Origin of the sequence: Streptomyces sp. MJM8645, assembly GCF_001625365.1 — a bacterium.
Lineage (GTDB): Bacteria > Actinomycetota > Actinomycetes > Streptomycetales > Streptomycetaceae > Kitasatospora.
In genome coordinates, this window is the sequence record NZ_LJJF01000001.1 from 4550206 (window position 1) to 4565209 (window position 15004).

The window sequence follows — 15004 nt, forward strand, 5'->3', positions numbered from 1 at the left end:
GGGGCCTCGGGCTGTCCGGACCGGCGTCAGCCGCGGTTGGCGGTGCGGCGGGTGAGGAGGAAGCCGCCGACCAGGGCGATGCCGTAGAAGGCGAGGTCGAGTGCGCGCAGCTCGGCGCGCCAGTGCGCCAGGGCGTCGTGCGGCAGGCCGCGCGGGCCGGGGCCGGCCGCGTGCACCCGGCGGAGCTGGCCGGTCAGCTGGCCGAGCAGCAGCGCGCAGGCCGCGAGCAGCGCGCCGAGCAGCGGCAGCACCCGGCTGCGGCCGCCGAGCCGGCCGAGCGGTAAGGCGACCAGGGCGGCGAGGGCGATGGCCAGCCAGCCGAGGCTGTCCGCGGCCCGGGCCGGCGCGCAGCCGTAGGCCAGGCCGCCGAGCAGCATGGCGAGGACGGCGAGGGCGACCGCCAGGGCGGTGCGGCGGCGCGGGCCCGTCCGGTGGGAGCGGACGGTGGGGACGTATCCGGCCACCGGGACACCGGGCATACCGGGCGCGACGTAGCCCTCGGGGGAATCCAGGGTGGGTGTGACCGAGTAGTGCTGGGCGGTGCGCGGCCGGCCCGACTGGCCGTCAGCGCCCGGTGCGGGTGCGGTCATGGGCGTCGGATCCCCCCGGAAAGACGATGAGCTGCCGAACGGTAGCAGCGCCCCGGCCAGATCTTGGCGAGTTTTCGATCACAGATCGGGCACGGAGCGCCGAGCCCGATCCGGTATGCCCCGGATCGGGTGCGGGGGTCGGGTGGTCCCGGCCCCCGGGGACAGGGGATGATGGAGACTTGGGCGTTCGGGCCTGAGGCCGGGCCGACACGCCGTCACCACGACCGCCAGCAGCACATGGGGGAACGTTCCGAATGACCCAGGCGCAGGGTTCCACCGGCCGCCTCCTGGCCGGCCGCTACCGGCTGAACGGCGTGCTCGGGCGCGGCGGCATGGGCACCGTCTGGCGCGCCGAGGACGAGATGCTGGGGCGGACCGTCGCGGTCAAGGAACTGCGGATGAACGCCAGCGTCGAGGAGGAGGAGAAGCACCGGCTGATTGTCCGGACGCTGCGCGAGGCCAAGGCCACCGCGCGGATCCGGCACAACTCGGCGGTCACCGTCTTCGACGTGGTCGACGAGGACGACCGGCCGTGGATCGTCATGGAGCTGGTCGAGTCCCGCTCGCTGGCCGACGTCATCCGGGAGGACGGGCCGCTGGCCCCCGCCCGGGCCGCCGAGATCGCGCTCGACGTGCTCGGCGTGCTGAGCGCCGCGCACGCGCTGGGCATCCTGCACCGGGACGTCAAGCCGTCCAACGTGCTGATCGGCGACGACGGCCGGGTCGTGCTCACCGACTTCGGCATCGCCAGCGTGGAGGGCGACGCCTCGGTCACCTCCACCGGCATGCTGGTCGGCGCCCCCTCGTACATATCTCCGGAGCGGGCCCGCGGGCAGAAGCCCGGGCCGCCGGCCGACCTGTGGTCGCTGGGCGGCACGCTGTACGCGATGGTCGAGGGCCGGCCGCCGTACGACCGGGGCTCGGCGCTGGCCACCCTGACCGCGGTGATGACCGAGGAGCTGACCGCCCCGGTGAACGCCGGGGCGCTGCAGCCGGTGATCGAGGGGCTGCTCGCCAAGGACCCGGCCGAGCGGCTGGACGCCTCGCAGACCCGGTCGATGCTGAAGCGGGTCGTCGCGGAGGCCACCTCGAAGGCCGAGTCGACCACCGTGCACGCGCTGCCGGTCGAGAGTCCGGCCGCCGCCGCGGAGCCCGAGGAGGCCCCGGCCGAGGCCGAGGAGGGCCGCAAGCGGTCCATCGGGGGGCTGCTGGGGACGGTCCGGGTGGGCAGCCGGGCCAAGGACGAGGAGCCCGCCGCCGTGGCGGAGCCCGTCGTGGAGCCGGCGCCCGAGCCTGCCTCGCCGTCCTCGGACGTGGCGTCGGGCTCGGCTTCGGGTTCGCTCGCGGCGTCGGGTTCGGCTCCGGCGGCCGAGCCGATCCGGCCGGTGACCAGCGAGTGGACCCTGGGCGCCACGCAGGCGGCCGGCGCCGACCCGCGCAACGGACGGCGGCGGCTGGCCGTCGTCACCGTGGTGCTGGTCCTGCTGCTGATCGCCGGGGTGGTCGCGGTGCTCCAGGCCGTCGGCAACGGGGACGACTCGTCGGCGAACGGCGCGGGCGCCACCTCGTCGGTCTCGACCAGCTCCGAGGCCGGGCCGAGCGGGACCCCGGCCGCCTCCGTTCCGGCGGCGGAGCCGGAGCCGGGCACCGACAAGCCCGCCCCGGACAAGCCCGCCCCGGACAAGCCGGCCACCGACACACCGGCCCCCGACAAGCCGGCCGACACGCCCGGCCCCTCTGCGGCCAACCCGCCGGCCGCCGGCGCGCCCGCCACCACCCCCGCGCAGAGCCCGACCCCGCCGGGGGCCGCCGTCCCGGCCGGTTACCACGAGTACAAGGACCCGACCGGCTTCTCGGTCGTCCTGCCGGACTGGCTCCAGCCGGCCGGTTCGGAGGGCGTCCGCCGGATCTTCAAGGGCAACGGCAGTACCCTGACCATCGAGTGGACCACCACCCCCGGCCCCAGCGCCGTCGCCGACTGGCAGGACTCCGAGCCGGGCCTGCGTTCGAAGGTCACCAACTACCAGCGGGTCAACCTGGCCGCGATCAACTACCGGCAGTGGAGCAACGCGGCCGACTGGGAGTGGATCAGCGGCACGCCGCGCACGCACTCGCTCAACCGGGGCTTCGTCACCGGGAACCCGGCCAAGTACGGCTACGCGATCTACTGGATCACCCCGGACGCGGACTGGGGTGCCCCGGCCAACTCCCAGGCCCGGGACACGGCCTTCGCCACCTTCCAGCCCGCGCCGTAGGGCGCTAGGCCTAGCCGATCAGGCGGGCCTTGGCCCGGGTGAACTCCTCGTCGGTGAGCGCGCCGGAGCCGTGCAGGGCGGCCAACCGCTCCAGCTGGCCGAGGAGTTGGTCGCCCGCGCCGAGTTCGGCGGGGGCGGTGTCGGCCGCCGGCCCGGCGGCCGACGCGGCCTTGCGGGCGAGCCGGGCGGCCTCCCGGAGCTGCTCGGCGAAGACGTCGGCCTTGGCCACGTCCTCGAACCGGTGCGAGCCGGTCAGTGCGACGATCGTGAGCACGTCGCCGTTGAGCTTGGTCCTGGCCACGGTCGCGTCCGTGACCGCCGTAAGCGGAACCGGGACCGGCGGTTTACCGTCCTTGAGAAAGAGCAGTCGGTGGGTGGTGAGAACGAGCACGCCCTTGCGGAAGTGGTCGGGATGGCGCCCGGCCGTCGAGGCGACCGGATTCTCGCCGTCGATGACGACCGCCTCCACCGTGCGCACGGCCTCGGCCTGATTGGCTTGGCTGTTGTTTCCCGCCACCTTGAAGGCGGTGTCGATCAGATCGGTCCAGTCCATGGGACCGAGCGTAAAGGAGCCGCTCAGTAGGCTGCTCGGCGAGCGAGAGGAACTGGCATGCGAGGCGGCCCGGAGCAGTTGCTGGCGGGGCGGTACCGGCTGACGGACCGTCCCGAACTCCTGCGGGCCCTGGCGGTGGACGACCGCACCGGGGAGTCCGTGCTGCTGCGAGCCCTGGAGCTGCCGGCGCTGCTGACCACCGGTCAGGACCTGGACGGCGAGGTGCCCGCGCACGCCGACCGGCTGGTCCGCCGGGTGGCGGCGGTCGGCTCGGCCGCGCCGACCGGGCACCCCCGGCTGCTGCGCGGGCTCGGTGCCTTCGTCGAGGGCGAACTGCTGTGGACGGTGGAGGAGCGGTCGGGCGCCATGACGCTGGCGGACCTGGCGGCGGCCGGACCGGTGCCGCCCTACCGGGCGGCCGAGCTGGCGGCGGACCTGGCCGGCGCGCTGCGGGCGCTGCACGAGGACGGACTCGTCCACGGGAACCTGACCGCCGAGTCCGTGCTGGTCTGCGAGGACGGCGCGGCGATGCTCGGCGGGCTGCTGTCCGGGGTGGCGCAGGAGGCGCTGGCCGAGGACCTCGGCGGCCCGGGCGGGCGCCGCCGGTACGAGGTGCGGGCCACCCTGGTCGGCCCGGTGGCGGAGCGCTGGCCGCTGGACGGCGGCCCGGCGGGCGACTGCTGGGCGCTCGGGGTGCTGGTGCAGCGGCTGGTCACCGGCCGCTCGCCGTTCCCGGACGGTGGCGTGCCGGAGCTGGTGTCGGCGGTCCGGGACGGGCGGCGGGAGCCTGCGGCGGCCTGCGGGCCGCTGGCGCCGCTGGTCGAGCGGCTGCTGCAGCCCGACCCCTCGCTGCGGCCGACCGCCGAGGAGGCCCGCCGGGAGCTGGCGGCGCTGCTCGCGGGCGCGCCGGAGCCGGTCGACGAGGAGTGGGCGGCGCGGGCGCTGGTGCTGAGACCGGAGGCCCCGCTGGTGCGGCGCCGGCGGGGGCGGGGTGGTGGACGAGGGCGGTCGGAGGTCGTCGTGGGCGCGAACGCCGGCGCGAACGCCGGGGCGGGCGCCGGGCGGCCGGACGAGGTGCGGCCGCCGCGGATACCTCCGGCGCTGTTCGGCCCGTTGCTGGTGGGGGGCGTGTTCCTGCTGCTGGTGCTCGGGGTGGCCGCGGTGGTGCTGTTCGCAGGCTGACGGCCCCGGAGTGTCCCGGACCGTCGGTCCGACGGGTGAGCGTGATTACCGGGGCTGGCAAGGTGCGCCTAATGTGTGCGTGGGATTTGTTCGAACAGTGGTCTGCACCAGGCCCTCCGTCGCTGTGACGGCAGACGGATGTGAGGGGGAGTGGTCGCCGATGGGCGTGCAGGACCGGCCGGAGACGGCCGAGACGGAGCGGCTGCTGGCCGGGCGGTACGAGCTGGGCGACCGGCTCGGCCGCGGCGGGATGGGGACCGTCTGGCGGGCCTGGGACCGGATGCTGAACCGCGAGGTCGCGGTGAAGGAACTGACCGTCAACCACCTGCCCGAGGACGAGCTGCAGATCCTGCACGCCCGGATGAAGCGGGAGGCCAGCGCGGCCGCCCGGATCAAGCACCCCGGCGTGATCACGGTGCACGACGTGCTGGAGCAGGACGGCCGGCCGTGGATCGTGATGGAGCTGGTGGACGGCCGCTCGCTGGCCGACGTGATCAGCCAGGACGGCACCCTGCAACCGCGCGCCGTCGCCGAGGTCGGCAGCCAGGTGCTCGCCGCACTGCACCGCGGCCACCAACTCGGCGTCCTGCACCGCGACGTGAAGCCGGCCAACGTGCTGCTGGAGCGCGGCACCGGGCGGGTGGTGCTGCTGGACTTCGGCATCGCGACGTACGAGGGCTCGGCCGAACTGACCCGGCCGGGTGACCTGGTCGGCTCGCCGGACTACCTGGCGCCGGAGCTCGCCCAGGGCGAGCGGCCCGGGCCGGCCTCCGACCTGTGGGGCCTCGGGGCGACGCTGTACGCCGCGGTGGAGGGCCAGTCGCCGTTCCGCCGGACCTCGCCGATCACCACGCTGGCCGCCGTGGTGGGCGAGCCGCTGCCGGAGCCGGTCCGGGCCGGGCCGCTGGGCCCGGTGCTGGCCGCGCTGATGGCCAAGGACCCGGCCGAGCGACCGAACGCGGACGAGGCCGCCCGGATGCTGGCCGAGGTGCAGGCCGGGCACACGATCGGCCTGAAGCCGGTCGCGCCGCTGCGCGCGCCCACCCAGTCGGTGCCGGTGGTGGACCGCAGCGAGCGCCCGGCGGCGGAGGAGGATCCCGAGGAGGAGGACGCGCCGGGGGCGACGGCGGCGGAGGCCGAGGAACCGACCGGGGCGCGCTCGGGGGCCGTTCCGGACACCACCGGGGGCGTGGCCGCCGAGGCGGCAGCGCCCACTGCCGAGGTCGCGCCGGTGGCGCACCCCGTCACGCCCGCGCGCGGGCCGGCCAAGCGCCGCAGCACCCTGAAGATCGTCGTGATCGCGGTGGCCGTCGGCCTGCTGGCGGCCGGCGCGACCTTCCTCGCCACCCGGCACACCACCACCGGGCACGTCGCCGCCCCCACGGCCGACGATCCCGTCCCGACCGCCTCCACCAGCCCGGACCCGACCAGCGACGCCAGCCCGGGACCGGCGGCGCCCAACGGCTACCACTGGGTCGACGACCCGGCCGGCTTCCGCTTCCCGCTGCCCTCGGTCAGCCCGGCCTGGCAGCGCAGTGCCACGCCCGACAACCAGGTCTACTACAGCCCCGACAACAAGGTGCACTACCTGCAGTTCGCGGTCACCGTCGGCCAGTCGGTCAAGCCGCTGGAGCACCTGCGGCAGATGGAGGCCACCGTCTCCAAGAACCTGAAGGACTACAAGCAGCACAAGATGACCGGCGTCGCGGTGAACGGCCACGAGGCGGCCGTCTGGGAGTTCAGCTACCTCGCCAAGGAGGGCGGCCGGCGCCGGGCGGTCGAGGCCGAGTTCATCGACGACGACGGCACCAGCTACGCGATCTACTCGTCCAGCCCGGACCGGGGCAACGAGTGGAACGAGGCGGAGCAGCGCTTCAACGCGGTGCTGCACTACTTCACGCCGACCCGCTGACCGGGGGGCGCCCGCTCCGCCCGGCCGCGGCAGATTCTTGTTACCGACGGGTACCGGACCGGCCGCCGAGCGCCTAGGCTGCGCCGTATGTCGGACCTCACAGCAGGCGCAGCGGCCACCGAACACCCCGCGACCGGGAACCCGCCCGCCCCCGGCGGGGGCCGGACCGTCGCGGCGGCCGTCCCGCCGTCCCTGGTCGCCCGGTTGGCCGCCGGCGTCACCGCCACCGGCGAGCCCAGCCTGGTGGAGACCGTCGCCCCGCTGACCGGCGAGCGGCTGGCGAGCCTGCCGCAGTCCACCCCGGCCGACGTCGAGGTCGCCTTCGAACTGGCCCGCCGCGCCCAGCCGGCCTGGGCCGCGCTGCCGGTGCGCCGCCGCGCGGCCGTCCTGCTGCGCTTCCACGACCTGCTGCTCAAGCGGCAGGACGAGGTGCTGGACCTCGTCCAGGCCGAGACCGGCAAGGCCCGGCTGCACGCCTTCGAGGAGGTGCTGGCCACCGCCATGGCCGCCCGGCACTACGGGCGGGCCGCGCACGGCTACCTCCGGGACAAGCGGCGCGGCGGGGCGCTGCCGGTGCTCACCCACGCGGTCGAGGCCCGCCGGCCCAAGGGCGTGATCGGCCACATCTCGCCCTGGAACTACCCGCTGGAGCTGTCCGTCGGCGACGTCCTGCCCGCCTTCGCGGCCGGCAACGCCGTGGTCAACAAGCCGGACACGCAGACCGCGCTGACCGCGCTGTGGGCCCGCGAGCTGCTGATCGAGGCCGGGCTGCCGGCCGACCTGTGGCAGGTCGTGCTCGGCGACGGCCCGGTGATCGGCCCCGCCGTGGTGGAGCACGCCGACTACGTCTCGTTCACCGGCTCCACCCGCACCGGCCGCGAGGTCGCCCAGCGCGCCGCCGCCCGGCTGGTCGGCGCCTCGCTCGAACTCGGCGGCAAGAACGCCATGCTGGTCCTCGCCGACGCCGACCTCGACCGGGCCGCCGCGGGCGCCGTGCGGGCCTGCTTCTCCTCCGCCGGGCAGCTGTGCATCTCGATCGAGCGGCTGCTGGTGCACCGCTCGGTGGCCGACGACTTCCTGGAGCGCTTCGCCGCCCGCACCCGGGCGCTGCGCCTCGGCGGCGGCCTCGCCTACGGCGCCGACATGGGCTCGCTGGTCTCCGTCCGCCAGCTGGAGGCCACCACCCGGCACGTGGAGGAGGCGGTCAAGGCGGGCGCCACCGTGCTGGCCGGCGGCCGGGCCCGGCCCGACCTCGGCCCGTACTTCTTCGAGCCGACCATCCTCGACGGGGTGACCCCGGACATGGCGGTCTGCGGCGAGGAGACCTTCGGCCCGGTCGTCTCCGTCTACCGCTTCGACACCGACGACGAGGCGGTGGCCGCCGCCAACTCCACGCCGTACGGCCTGAACTCCAGCGTCTGGACCAGGGACACCCGGCGCGGCCGGGCGGTCGGGGCCCGGCTGCGCACCGGCACGGTCAACGTCAACGAGGCCTACGCGGCCGCGTACGGCTCGATCGGCTCGCCGATGGGCGGCATGGGCGACTCCGGGCTCGGCCGCCGCCACGGTGCCGAGGGCATCCTGCGCTTCACCGAGGCGCAGACCGTCGCGACCCAGCGGCTGATGCCGATCGCGCCCTCGTTCGGCCTGGACGACCGGCAGTTCGCCGCGGTGATGACCGGCGGGCTGCGGGTGCTGAAGGCGCTGCGGTTCAAGTAGCCGTCCCGGACCGGGGGTCCAAGTAGCCGTCCCGGCCCGGTGGTTCGCCCCCGTGTCCGGAGTCGGCCCGGCCGGTGGTCCGATCCGCTCGTCCTGTGGTCGGGTTCCGTCCTGTGGTCAGGTTCACCCGTCCCGTAGTCAGTTCGCGTCCCGAAGGAGCAGTGGCAGATGGTGGAGTCCGGCGGTGCGGCGGAGTTCGACTACGACGTGGTCGTGGTCGGCTCCGGCTTCGGTGGTTCGGTCGCCGCGCTGCGGCTGACCGAGAAGGGCTACCGGGTCGCCGTCCTGGAGGCCGGCCGGCGCTTCGAGCGGGACGAACTGCCCAGGAACTCCTGGGACCTGCCGAACTACCTGTGGGCGCCGAAGCTCGGCCTCTACGGCATCCAGCGGATCCACCTGCTGGCCAACGTGCTGATCCTGGCCGGCGCCGGGGTCGGCGGCGGCTCGCTGAACTACGCCAACACCCTGTACGTGCCGCCGAAGGCCTTCTTCGAGGACCGTCAGTGGCGCCACATCACCGACTGGCAGGAGGAGTTGGCGCCGTTCTACGACCAGGCGCAGCGGATGCTCGGGGTCCGGCTCAACCCGACCGTCACCCCCTCCGACGTGCACCTCAAGGCCGCCGCCGAGCAGATGGGGGTGGGCGACACCTTCCACATGGCGCCGGTCGGGGTCTTCTTCGGGGACGGCCAGGACGCCGGCGGCAGGGCCGAGGCGGCGCCCGGGGACGAGGTCGCCGACCCGTACTTCGGCGGCGCCGGGCCGGCCCGCAAGGCCTGCGTGGAGTGCGGCGAGTGCATGACCGGCTGCCGGCACGGGGCGAAGAACATGCTCACCGAGAACTACCTGCACCTGGCCGAGCGGGGCGGCGCCGAGATCCACCCGCTCACCACGGTGGCCCGGATCCGGGAGCTCCCCGGCGCCGACGGGAGCCGCGGCTACGCGGTGGACGTGCGCCGGACCGACTCCCGCTCCCGCACCGACCGGGTGAAGGCGGGCGCGCGGACCATCACCGCCGCCCGGGTGGTGGTCGCGGCCGGGACGTACGGCACCCAGTCGCTGCTGCACCGGATGCGTGACGGGGGGCACCTGCCCCGGATCTCCGGCCGGCTCGGCGAGCTGACCCGCACCAACTCCGAGGCGCTGGTGGGCGCGCAGACCACCGACCGGCGCTACGGCACCCGGGTGGACTTCACCAAGGGCGTGGCGATCACCTCCTCGATCCACCCGGACGCCAGCACCCACATCGAGCCGGTCCGCTACGGCAAGGGCTCCAACGCGATGGGTGCGCTGTCGATAGCCCAGGTCAAGGGCGGCGGACGGGCCCCGCGCTGGCTGCGCTACCTGGGTGGGTCGGTGCGCCACCCGGTGACCTTCGCCCGCTCGATGAACCAGCACCGCTGGTCCGAGAAGACGATCATCGGCCTGGTGATGCAGTCGCTGGACAACTCGATCACCGTCTCGCTGAAGAAGGACCTGCTCGGCAAGAGCCGGCTCACCTCCGCCCAGGGCCACGGCGCCCCCAACCCGACCTGGATCCCGGCCGCCGAACAGGGCGCCCAGGCGCTGGCCGAGCAGATCAACGGCTTCGCCGGCAGCAGCGCCGGCGAGATCTTCGACATCCCGATGACCGCCCACTTCCTCGGCGGCTGCCCGATCGGCGACGCCCCCGAGACCGGCGTGGTCGACCCCTACCACCGGCTGTACGGCCACCCGGGGATCAGCGTGGTCGACGGCGCGGCCGTCTCCGCCAACCTCGGGGTGAACCCCTCGCTGACGATCACCGCGCAGGCCGAGCGCGCCATGTCGATGTGGCCCAACAAGGGCGAGGCGGACCGCCGCCCGGCCCAGGGCGAGGCCTACCGGCGGGTCGCCCCGGTGGCGCCGGCCCGGCCGGCCGTCCCGGAGGACGCGTTCGGCGCGCTCCGACTGCCGCTGCTGCCCGTCCCGGAGGTCCCGAAGAAGCGCGGCTGAGCAGGCCCCGACGGGCCAACCCGCCCGGCTCGGTACCCGGTTGACATTCGTTCGGATCCGATGGGATAAACGGGCTTTCTGGGGGACCAGGAACTCGTCGAGCGGGGGGAAACCGGTCCATGGCCATCTGCGCATCGTGCGGCGCGGCATCGGTGGAAGGGGCGCCTGCGTGCGTCTCGTGCGGGCGGCCGCTGACGCCGCCCCCGCCGGCGGCCGCCATGCCCGCGGTACCTCCCGCGGTACCTCCCGCGGTACCTCCCGTCGTGCCGCCCGCCGTTCCGCCCCCGCCGGCGTACGGTCCGCCGTCCGCCGCGCCCGGGTACCCGCCGCCGCTTCCGCCTTCGCCGCCCGGCTACGGGCCGCCGCCCGCGCCCGGGTACGGCCCGCCGACCGGGTACGGCCCGGGCCACCCGCAGCCCGCCGGGCCGCCCACGCTGGGCAGCTGGGGCGCCGGGCAGCCGTATGACCCGCGGGCCGGCCGGCCGAACGTGCTGAGCCGGCTGCTCGGCGCGGACTGGCGCCCGGCGCTCCTGGTCGCCATCGCCCCGACCGCCGTGCTGCTGCTGGCGGCGCTGATCGTGGCGGTCCCGAGCGACTACCAGTACGCCTACCTGGTCCGGGCGCCCGGGTTCGGCGAGCGCTTCGGCGCCGCCCTGTCGATGGCGCTGAGCGCGCTCGGTGCGCCGTTCAAGCTCGGGTACACCACCGCGCTGCGACGCGGCGACGCGGCGGGCATGGACGCGCTGCTCCGGGCGGTGCCGCTGACGGTCACCGTGCTGTGGGCGCTGGCGCTCTGGCTCGGCCTGCGGACCGCGGCACGCCGCCGCCGGGCCGCCGGCCTCCAGCTCACCCGGGCCCAGGCCGCGGGCGAGGCGCTGCGCACCGCGGTGGTCCTGGCCGCGGTGACCGCGCTGCTCGGGTTGGCCGGCGGGACGTCCTGGGAGCCGCAGCGCACCGGCCTCGTCGGCCGCGCCCTCGGGGTGACGTACACCGTGGACTCCGGCTGGCTGGAGGCGACCGGCTGGACGGCCCTGCTCGCCGCGCTGACGGCCTTCGCCGTCCACGGCACCGACGCGCTGCGCTGGGCCGCCTGGCGCAGCCGGGCGGTGCGCGGCTGGGCGGTCGCCGCGCTCACGGCCGGCCGGGCGCTGGCACTGTCACTGGGACTGGCCTCGGTGACGGGCTTCGTGCTGGTCGCCGTCAACAGCGACGAGGGCTGGCAGACCCCGGTCTCGGCGGCCTTCCTGCCCAACCTCGGCCTGGGCCTGCTCGGCCTGGGCTCGGGGGCGACCTTGCAGGCGTTCAACGGGGCGAGCGACGCGGCGGTCGCGATCGGCGGCGACTGGCGGGACACCCCCGACAGGGGGGAAATCTCCTTCTTCGACCTGCACGACCAGACCGCCGACTGGCGCTGGACCGGCCTGCTGGCCCTCGCCACGGCGGGCGTCCTCGGCTGGTCGGCGTACCGGCGGCGGCTGGACGCGGCCGACCGGTTCCGGCTGGCGGCCGTCCACGCCGTGGCGCTCACCGCGCTGATGGCGGTGGGCGGTGCGCTGATGACGACCTCGACGTCCTCGGCGGTCGCGGGGTGGGACACCTTCGCCAACCAGACGGAGGTGTCCCGGGACACCTCGATCAACCTGGGCTTCGCCAGCGTGCTGGTGGCCAACCTGGTCTGGGCGGCGATCGGCGCGCTGCTGGTGCCGCCGCTGCTGGCGGCCGTCCGCGGCCGGGGCGCGGTGGCCCGCGAGGACGCCTACGGCGCGCCCCCGTACGGTGCGCCCCCGTACGGCGCGCCCCCGTACGGCGCGCCCCCGTACGGCGCGCCCCCGTACGGTGCGGTGCCGCACGGCGCGGTGCCGCCGCCGGGGGCGCCGTACGAGGCCGGGCCGGAGCTGCAGCCGTACGCCCCCGGGGCGGGGGTGGGCGACGTGGTCGGCTCGGACGACGCGCCGCTGGTGCCGCCGCCCGGGGCGTCGGCCGAGGAGCCGGTCGATCCGAGCGTCTGGCGCAAGCAGCCCTGAGCCGGGCAGCCGTGGGCGGAGCGGTCTGAGCGGAGCGGCCCTGAGCCGGGCGGCCCGGACAGGGCAAAGGGCCCCGCGGGGGAACGGGGCCCTTTGTCGCTCAGCACGCGGCGTCAGGGCTGCGCCGGTGCTGGGGGTGACGGCGCCGGGGGAGGGGCGCCGTCGGGTCGGTCGGCTTCGGGGTCGCGCCGTCGCGGCCCGGCGTGGGTGGCCGGTGGCGCGGGGCGCGCACGCTCGCGGTGCGGCGGGTCGGCGCGCAGGTCTGCGCCGGGCCTTCGCTCACGGAGCGTGAGGTGGCGTACGGGGCTGCCGCCCAGTGCGGCGGCATCGGTCGGGGCCTCCACGGTGAGCCTGCCGGCCGCCGGGAGAACCGCTTCCACGCAGCATCGTGCTGGACGAAGGGCTTGCTCTGCAACCGATTCAGCACAGTTCGACCCGGCACATTTGGTGCGGGTGCCGACTCCCGGGTGTGGCCCGGGCGCGGGTGCAGGCCTCGTTCCGCCCCGTCGGGCGGTTGTGGGCAGGTGTCGACACGAGGCGTCGATGATCACGGTGCGTAGTGGCGTGAGTGGCTGCGGCGCACGGGGACGCGCGTAGCGGCGCGGGACGGGAAAGGGTGTGCGCCCGGGCGTGCCCGGCTCGCGACGGGGGTGCGACGACCGGCCCGGGCGTCCCCGGGGACCGGCCGTCCCACCTCTCGGTCCAGTCGCGGCCGGGGTCGCTGTCCCCTGCTGTCCGGCCGCGGCACCCGCGCACGGTCCCACGGCGCCGCACTCCCGGCGGGGCCGGGGCGGCGGCGCCACATGCGCCGGTGGACTGGGATGAAGCTCCACGCGTGGTCCTGCAAGTCCGTACGGCGGCGCCCCTGGCCGGGGCGAAGGCGGCGCGTCTGGCGGGCGCGGCGCGGTCGTACGGTCGTCTGAAGCAACGAAAGGCGGCCCCGCCCGGTCACGGTCGTTTGGACGGGCAGACGAGTGAAACCGGACAGCCCGGTAGAATCGGTGTCCAGACACCCCCACCCGTCGCCGCCGCGGCCCCCGCCGGGGAAGCGGTTCGGTGTGACACCTCTCGTACCGCTGCCGGAAGGCCGTCTGTGTCCTCTGCAATTCCCGTCCAGTCCGCGCCGGACAACGACACCGTCCTGGTGGTCGACTTCGGCGCCCAGTACGCCCAGCTCATCGCCCGTCGGGTGCGTGAGGCGCGGGTCTACAGCGAGATCGTGCCGAGCAGCATGCCGGTCGCCGAGATGCTCGCCAAGAACCCGAAGGCGATCATCCTCTCCGGCGGTCCGTCGTCGGTCTACGAAGAGGGCGCGCCGCAGCTCGACCGCGCGATCTTCGAGGCCGGGGTCCCGGTCTTCGGCATGTGCTACGGCTTCCAGCTGATGGCCAAGACCCTCGGCGGCACGGTCGACAACACCGGCGCCCGCGAGTACGGCCGCACCCCGCTGACCGTCAGCCGCACCGGATCCACCCTGTTCGAGGGCGTTCCGGCGGAGCACTCGGTGTGGATGTCGCACGGCGACGCCTGCTCCGCCGCCCCGGAGGGCTTCACCGTCACCGCGTCCACCGCGGTGGTCCCGGTCGCGGCCTTCGAGAACGACGAGGCCCGCCTCTACGGCGTCCAGTACCACCCCGAGGTGCTGCACTCCGACCACGGCCAGCAGATCCTGGAGCACTTCCTCTACCGCGGCGCCGGCCTCGCCCCGACCTGGACCACCGGCAGCGTGGTCGAGGAGCAGGTCGCGCTGATCCGCGCCCAGGTCGGCGAGAAGCGCGCGATCTGCGGCCTCTCCGGCGGTGTGGACTCCGCGGTCGCGGCGGCCCTGGTCAACAAGGCCATCGGCTCCAAGCTGACCTGCGTGTACGTCGACCACGGCCTGATGCGCAAGGGCGAGACCGAGCAGGTCGAGAAGGACTTCGTGGCGGCCACCGGCGTGCAGCTGAAGGTGGTCGACGCCGCGGAGCGCTTCCTGAACGCGCTGAAGGGGGTCACCGACCCCGAGGAGAAGCGCAAGATCATCGGCCGGGAGTTCATCCGGGTCTTCGAGCAGGCGCAGGCCGAGATCGTCGCCGAGGCCGGCGAGCACGGCGAGTCGGTCGACTTCCTGGTCCAGGGCACCCTGTACCCGGACGTGGTGGAGTCCGGCGGCGGCACCGGCACCGCCAACATCAAGTCCCACCACAACGTCGGCGGCCTGCCCGAGGACCTCCAGTTCCAGCTGGTCGAGCCGCTGCGCAAGCTGTTCAAGGACGAGGTCCGGATGGTCGGCCAGGAGCTGGGCCTGCCGGAGGAGATCGTCCAGCGCCAGCCGTTCCCGGGCCCGGGCCTGGGCATCCGGATCGTCGGCGAGGTCACCCAGGAGCGGCTGGACCTGCTCCGCGACGCCGACGCGATCGCCCGCGAGGAGCTGACCGCGGCCGGCCTGGACCGCGAGATCTGGCAGTGCCCGGTCGTGCTGCTCGCCGACGTGCGCAGCGTGGGCGTGCAGGGCGACGGCCGCACCTACGGTCACCCGATCGTGCTGCGCCCGGTCTCGTCCGAGGACGCCATGACCGCCGACTGGTCGCGCCTGCCGTACGACGTGCTGGCCAAGATCTCCACCCGGATCACCAACGAGGTCCGCGACGTGAACCGCGTCGTCGTCGACGTCACCAGCAAGCCGCCGGGCACCATCGAGTGGGAGTGAGCACTCCCGCCGGCCGCTGAGCCGCTGCTGAACGGCCGTGCCGTCGTTCCCGTACCAGGGAGCGGCGGCACGGCCGTTCGCGGTGGGGCGGCCGCCCGGGTGGGGA

General features: G+C 75.1%; 9 protein-coding genes. 7 read left to right on the top strand and 2 right to left on the bottom strand.

The features are described from left to right. Positions 1–26 precede the first annotated feature (26 nt). The gene (locus tag A6F73_RS19675; RefSeq protein WP_063349000.1) at positions 27–590 is read right to left on the bottom strand and encodes a hypothetical protein; all 564 of its coding nucleotides are present in this window, start codon (positions 588–590) and stop codon (positions 27–29) included. Between the two features lie 254 nt (positions 591–844). Between A6F73_RS19675 and A6F73_RS19680 the strand changes: the two genes are divergently transcribed. Further along, the gene (locus tag A6F73_RS19680; RefSeq protein WP_063349001.1) at positions 845–2845 is read left to right on the top strand and encodes a serine/threonine-protein kinase; all 2001 of its coding nucleotides are present in this window, start codon (positions 845–847) and stop codon (positions 2843–2845) included. 10 nt (positions 2846–2855) lie between these two features. Here A6F73_RS19680 and A6F73_RS19685 read toward each other — a convergent pair whose 3' ends face one another. Next, on the bottom strand, positions 2856–3398 hold the full coding sequence (locus tag A6F73_RS19685) for an SHOCT domain-containing protein (RefSeq protein ID WP_063349002.1): 543 nt from the start codon (positions 3396–3398) through the stop codon (positions 2856–2858). Positions 3399–3455: 57 nt separating this feature from the next. Between A6F73_RS19685 and A6F73_RS19690 the strand changes: the two genes are divergently transcribed. The 6 genes from A6F73_RS19690 to guaA all read left to right on the top strand — a co-directional run bounded on the left by A6F73_RS19690 (position 3456) and on the right by guaA (position 14898). Beyond that, on the top strand, positions 3456–4580 hold the full coding sequence (locus tag A6F73_RS19690) for a protein kinase (RefSeq protein ID WP_063349003.1): 1125 nt from the start codon (positions 3456–3458) through the stop codon (positions 4578–4580). Positions 4581–4740: 160 nt separating this feature from the next. Beyond that, positions 4741–6492, top strand: a complete 1752-nt coding sequence (locus A6F73_RS40475) for a serine/threonine-protein kinase (protein ID WP_063349004.1) — start codon at positions 4741–4743, stop codon at positions 6490–6492. A gap of 87 nt (positions 6493–6579) precedes the next feature. Then, on the top strand, positions 6580–8211 hold the full coding sequence (locus A6F73_RS19700) for a succinic semialdehyde dehydrogenase (RefSeq protein ID WP_063349005.1): 1632 nt from the start codon (positions 6580–6582) through the stop codon (positions 8209–8211). Positions 8212–8379: 168 nt separating this feature from the next. Beyond that, positions 8380–10185: a GMC family oxidoreductase gene (locus tag A6F73_RS19705; protein ID WP_063349006.1), complete on the top strand. Its 1806-nt coding sequence runs from the start codon at positions 8380–8382 to the stop codon at positions 10183–10185. Positions 10186–10448: 263 nt separating this feature from the next. Further along, entirely contained in the window at positions 10449–12209 is a 1761-nt protein-coding gene (locus A6F73_RS41545) for a hypothetical protein (RefSeq protein ID WP_063349007.1), read from the top strand. A 1093-nt stretch (positions 12210–13302) separates the two neighbouring features. Continuing rightward, the gene (gene guaA / locus A6F73_RS19715; protein ID WP_063349008.1) at positions 13303–14898 is read left to right on the top strand and encodes a glutamine-hydrolyzing GMP synthase; all 1596 of its coding nucleotides are present in this window, start codon (positions 13303–13305) and stop codon (positions 14896–14898) included. The last annotated feature ends 106 nt before the right edge of the window (positions 14899–15004 follow it).

Bases quoted from the DNA above. Each gene is read 5' to 3' on its own strand.
- A6F73_RS19690 (WP_063349003.1), top strand. From the start codon at position 3,456: ATGCGAGGCGGCCCGGAGCAGTTGCTGGCGGGGCGGTACCGGCTGACG.
- A6F73_RS19675 (WP_063349000.1), bottom strand. From the start codon at position 590: ATGACCGCACCCGCACCGGGCGCTGACGGCCAGTCGGGCCGGCCGCGC.
- A6F73_RS19700 (WP_063349005.1), top strand. From the start codon at position 6,580: ATGTCGGACCTCACAGCAGGCGCAGCGGCCACCGAACACCCCGCGACC.
- A6F73_RS19685 (WP_063349002.1), bottom strand. From the start codon at position 3,398: ATGGACTGGACCGATCTGATCGACACCGCCTTCAAGGTGGCGGGAAAC.
- A6F73_RS19705 (WP_063349006.1), top strand. From the start codon at position 8,380: ATGGTGGAGTCCGGCGGTGCGGCGGAGTTCGACTACGACGTGGTCGTG.
- A6F73_RS19680 (WP_063349001.1), top strand. From the start codon at position 845: ATGACCCAGGCGCAGGGTTCCACCGGCCGCCTCCTGGCCGGCCGCTAC.
- A6F73_RS40475 (WP_063349004.1), top strand. From the start codon at position 4,741: ATGGGCGTGCAGGACCGGCCGGAGACGGCCGAGACGGAGCGGCTGCTG.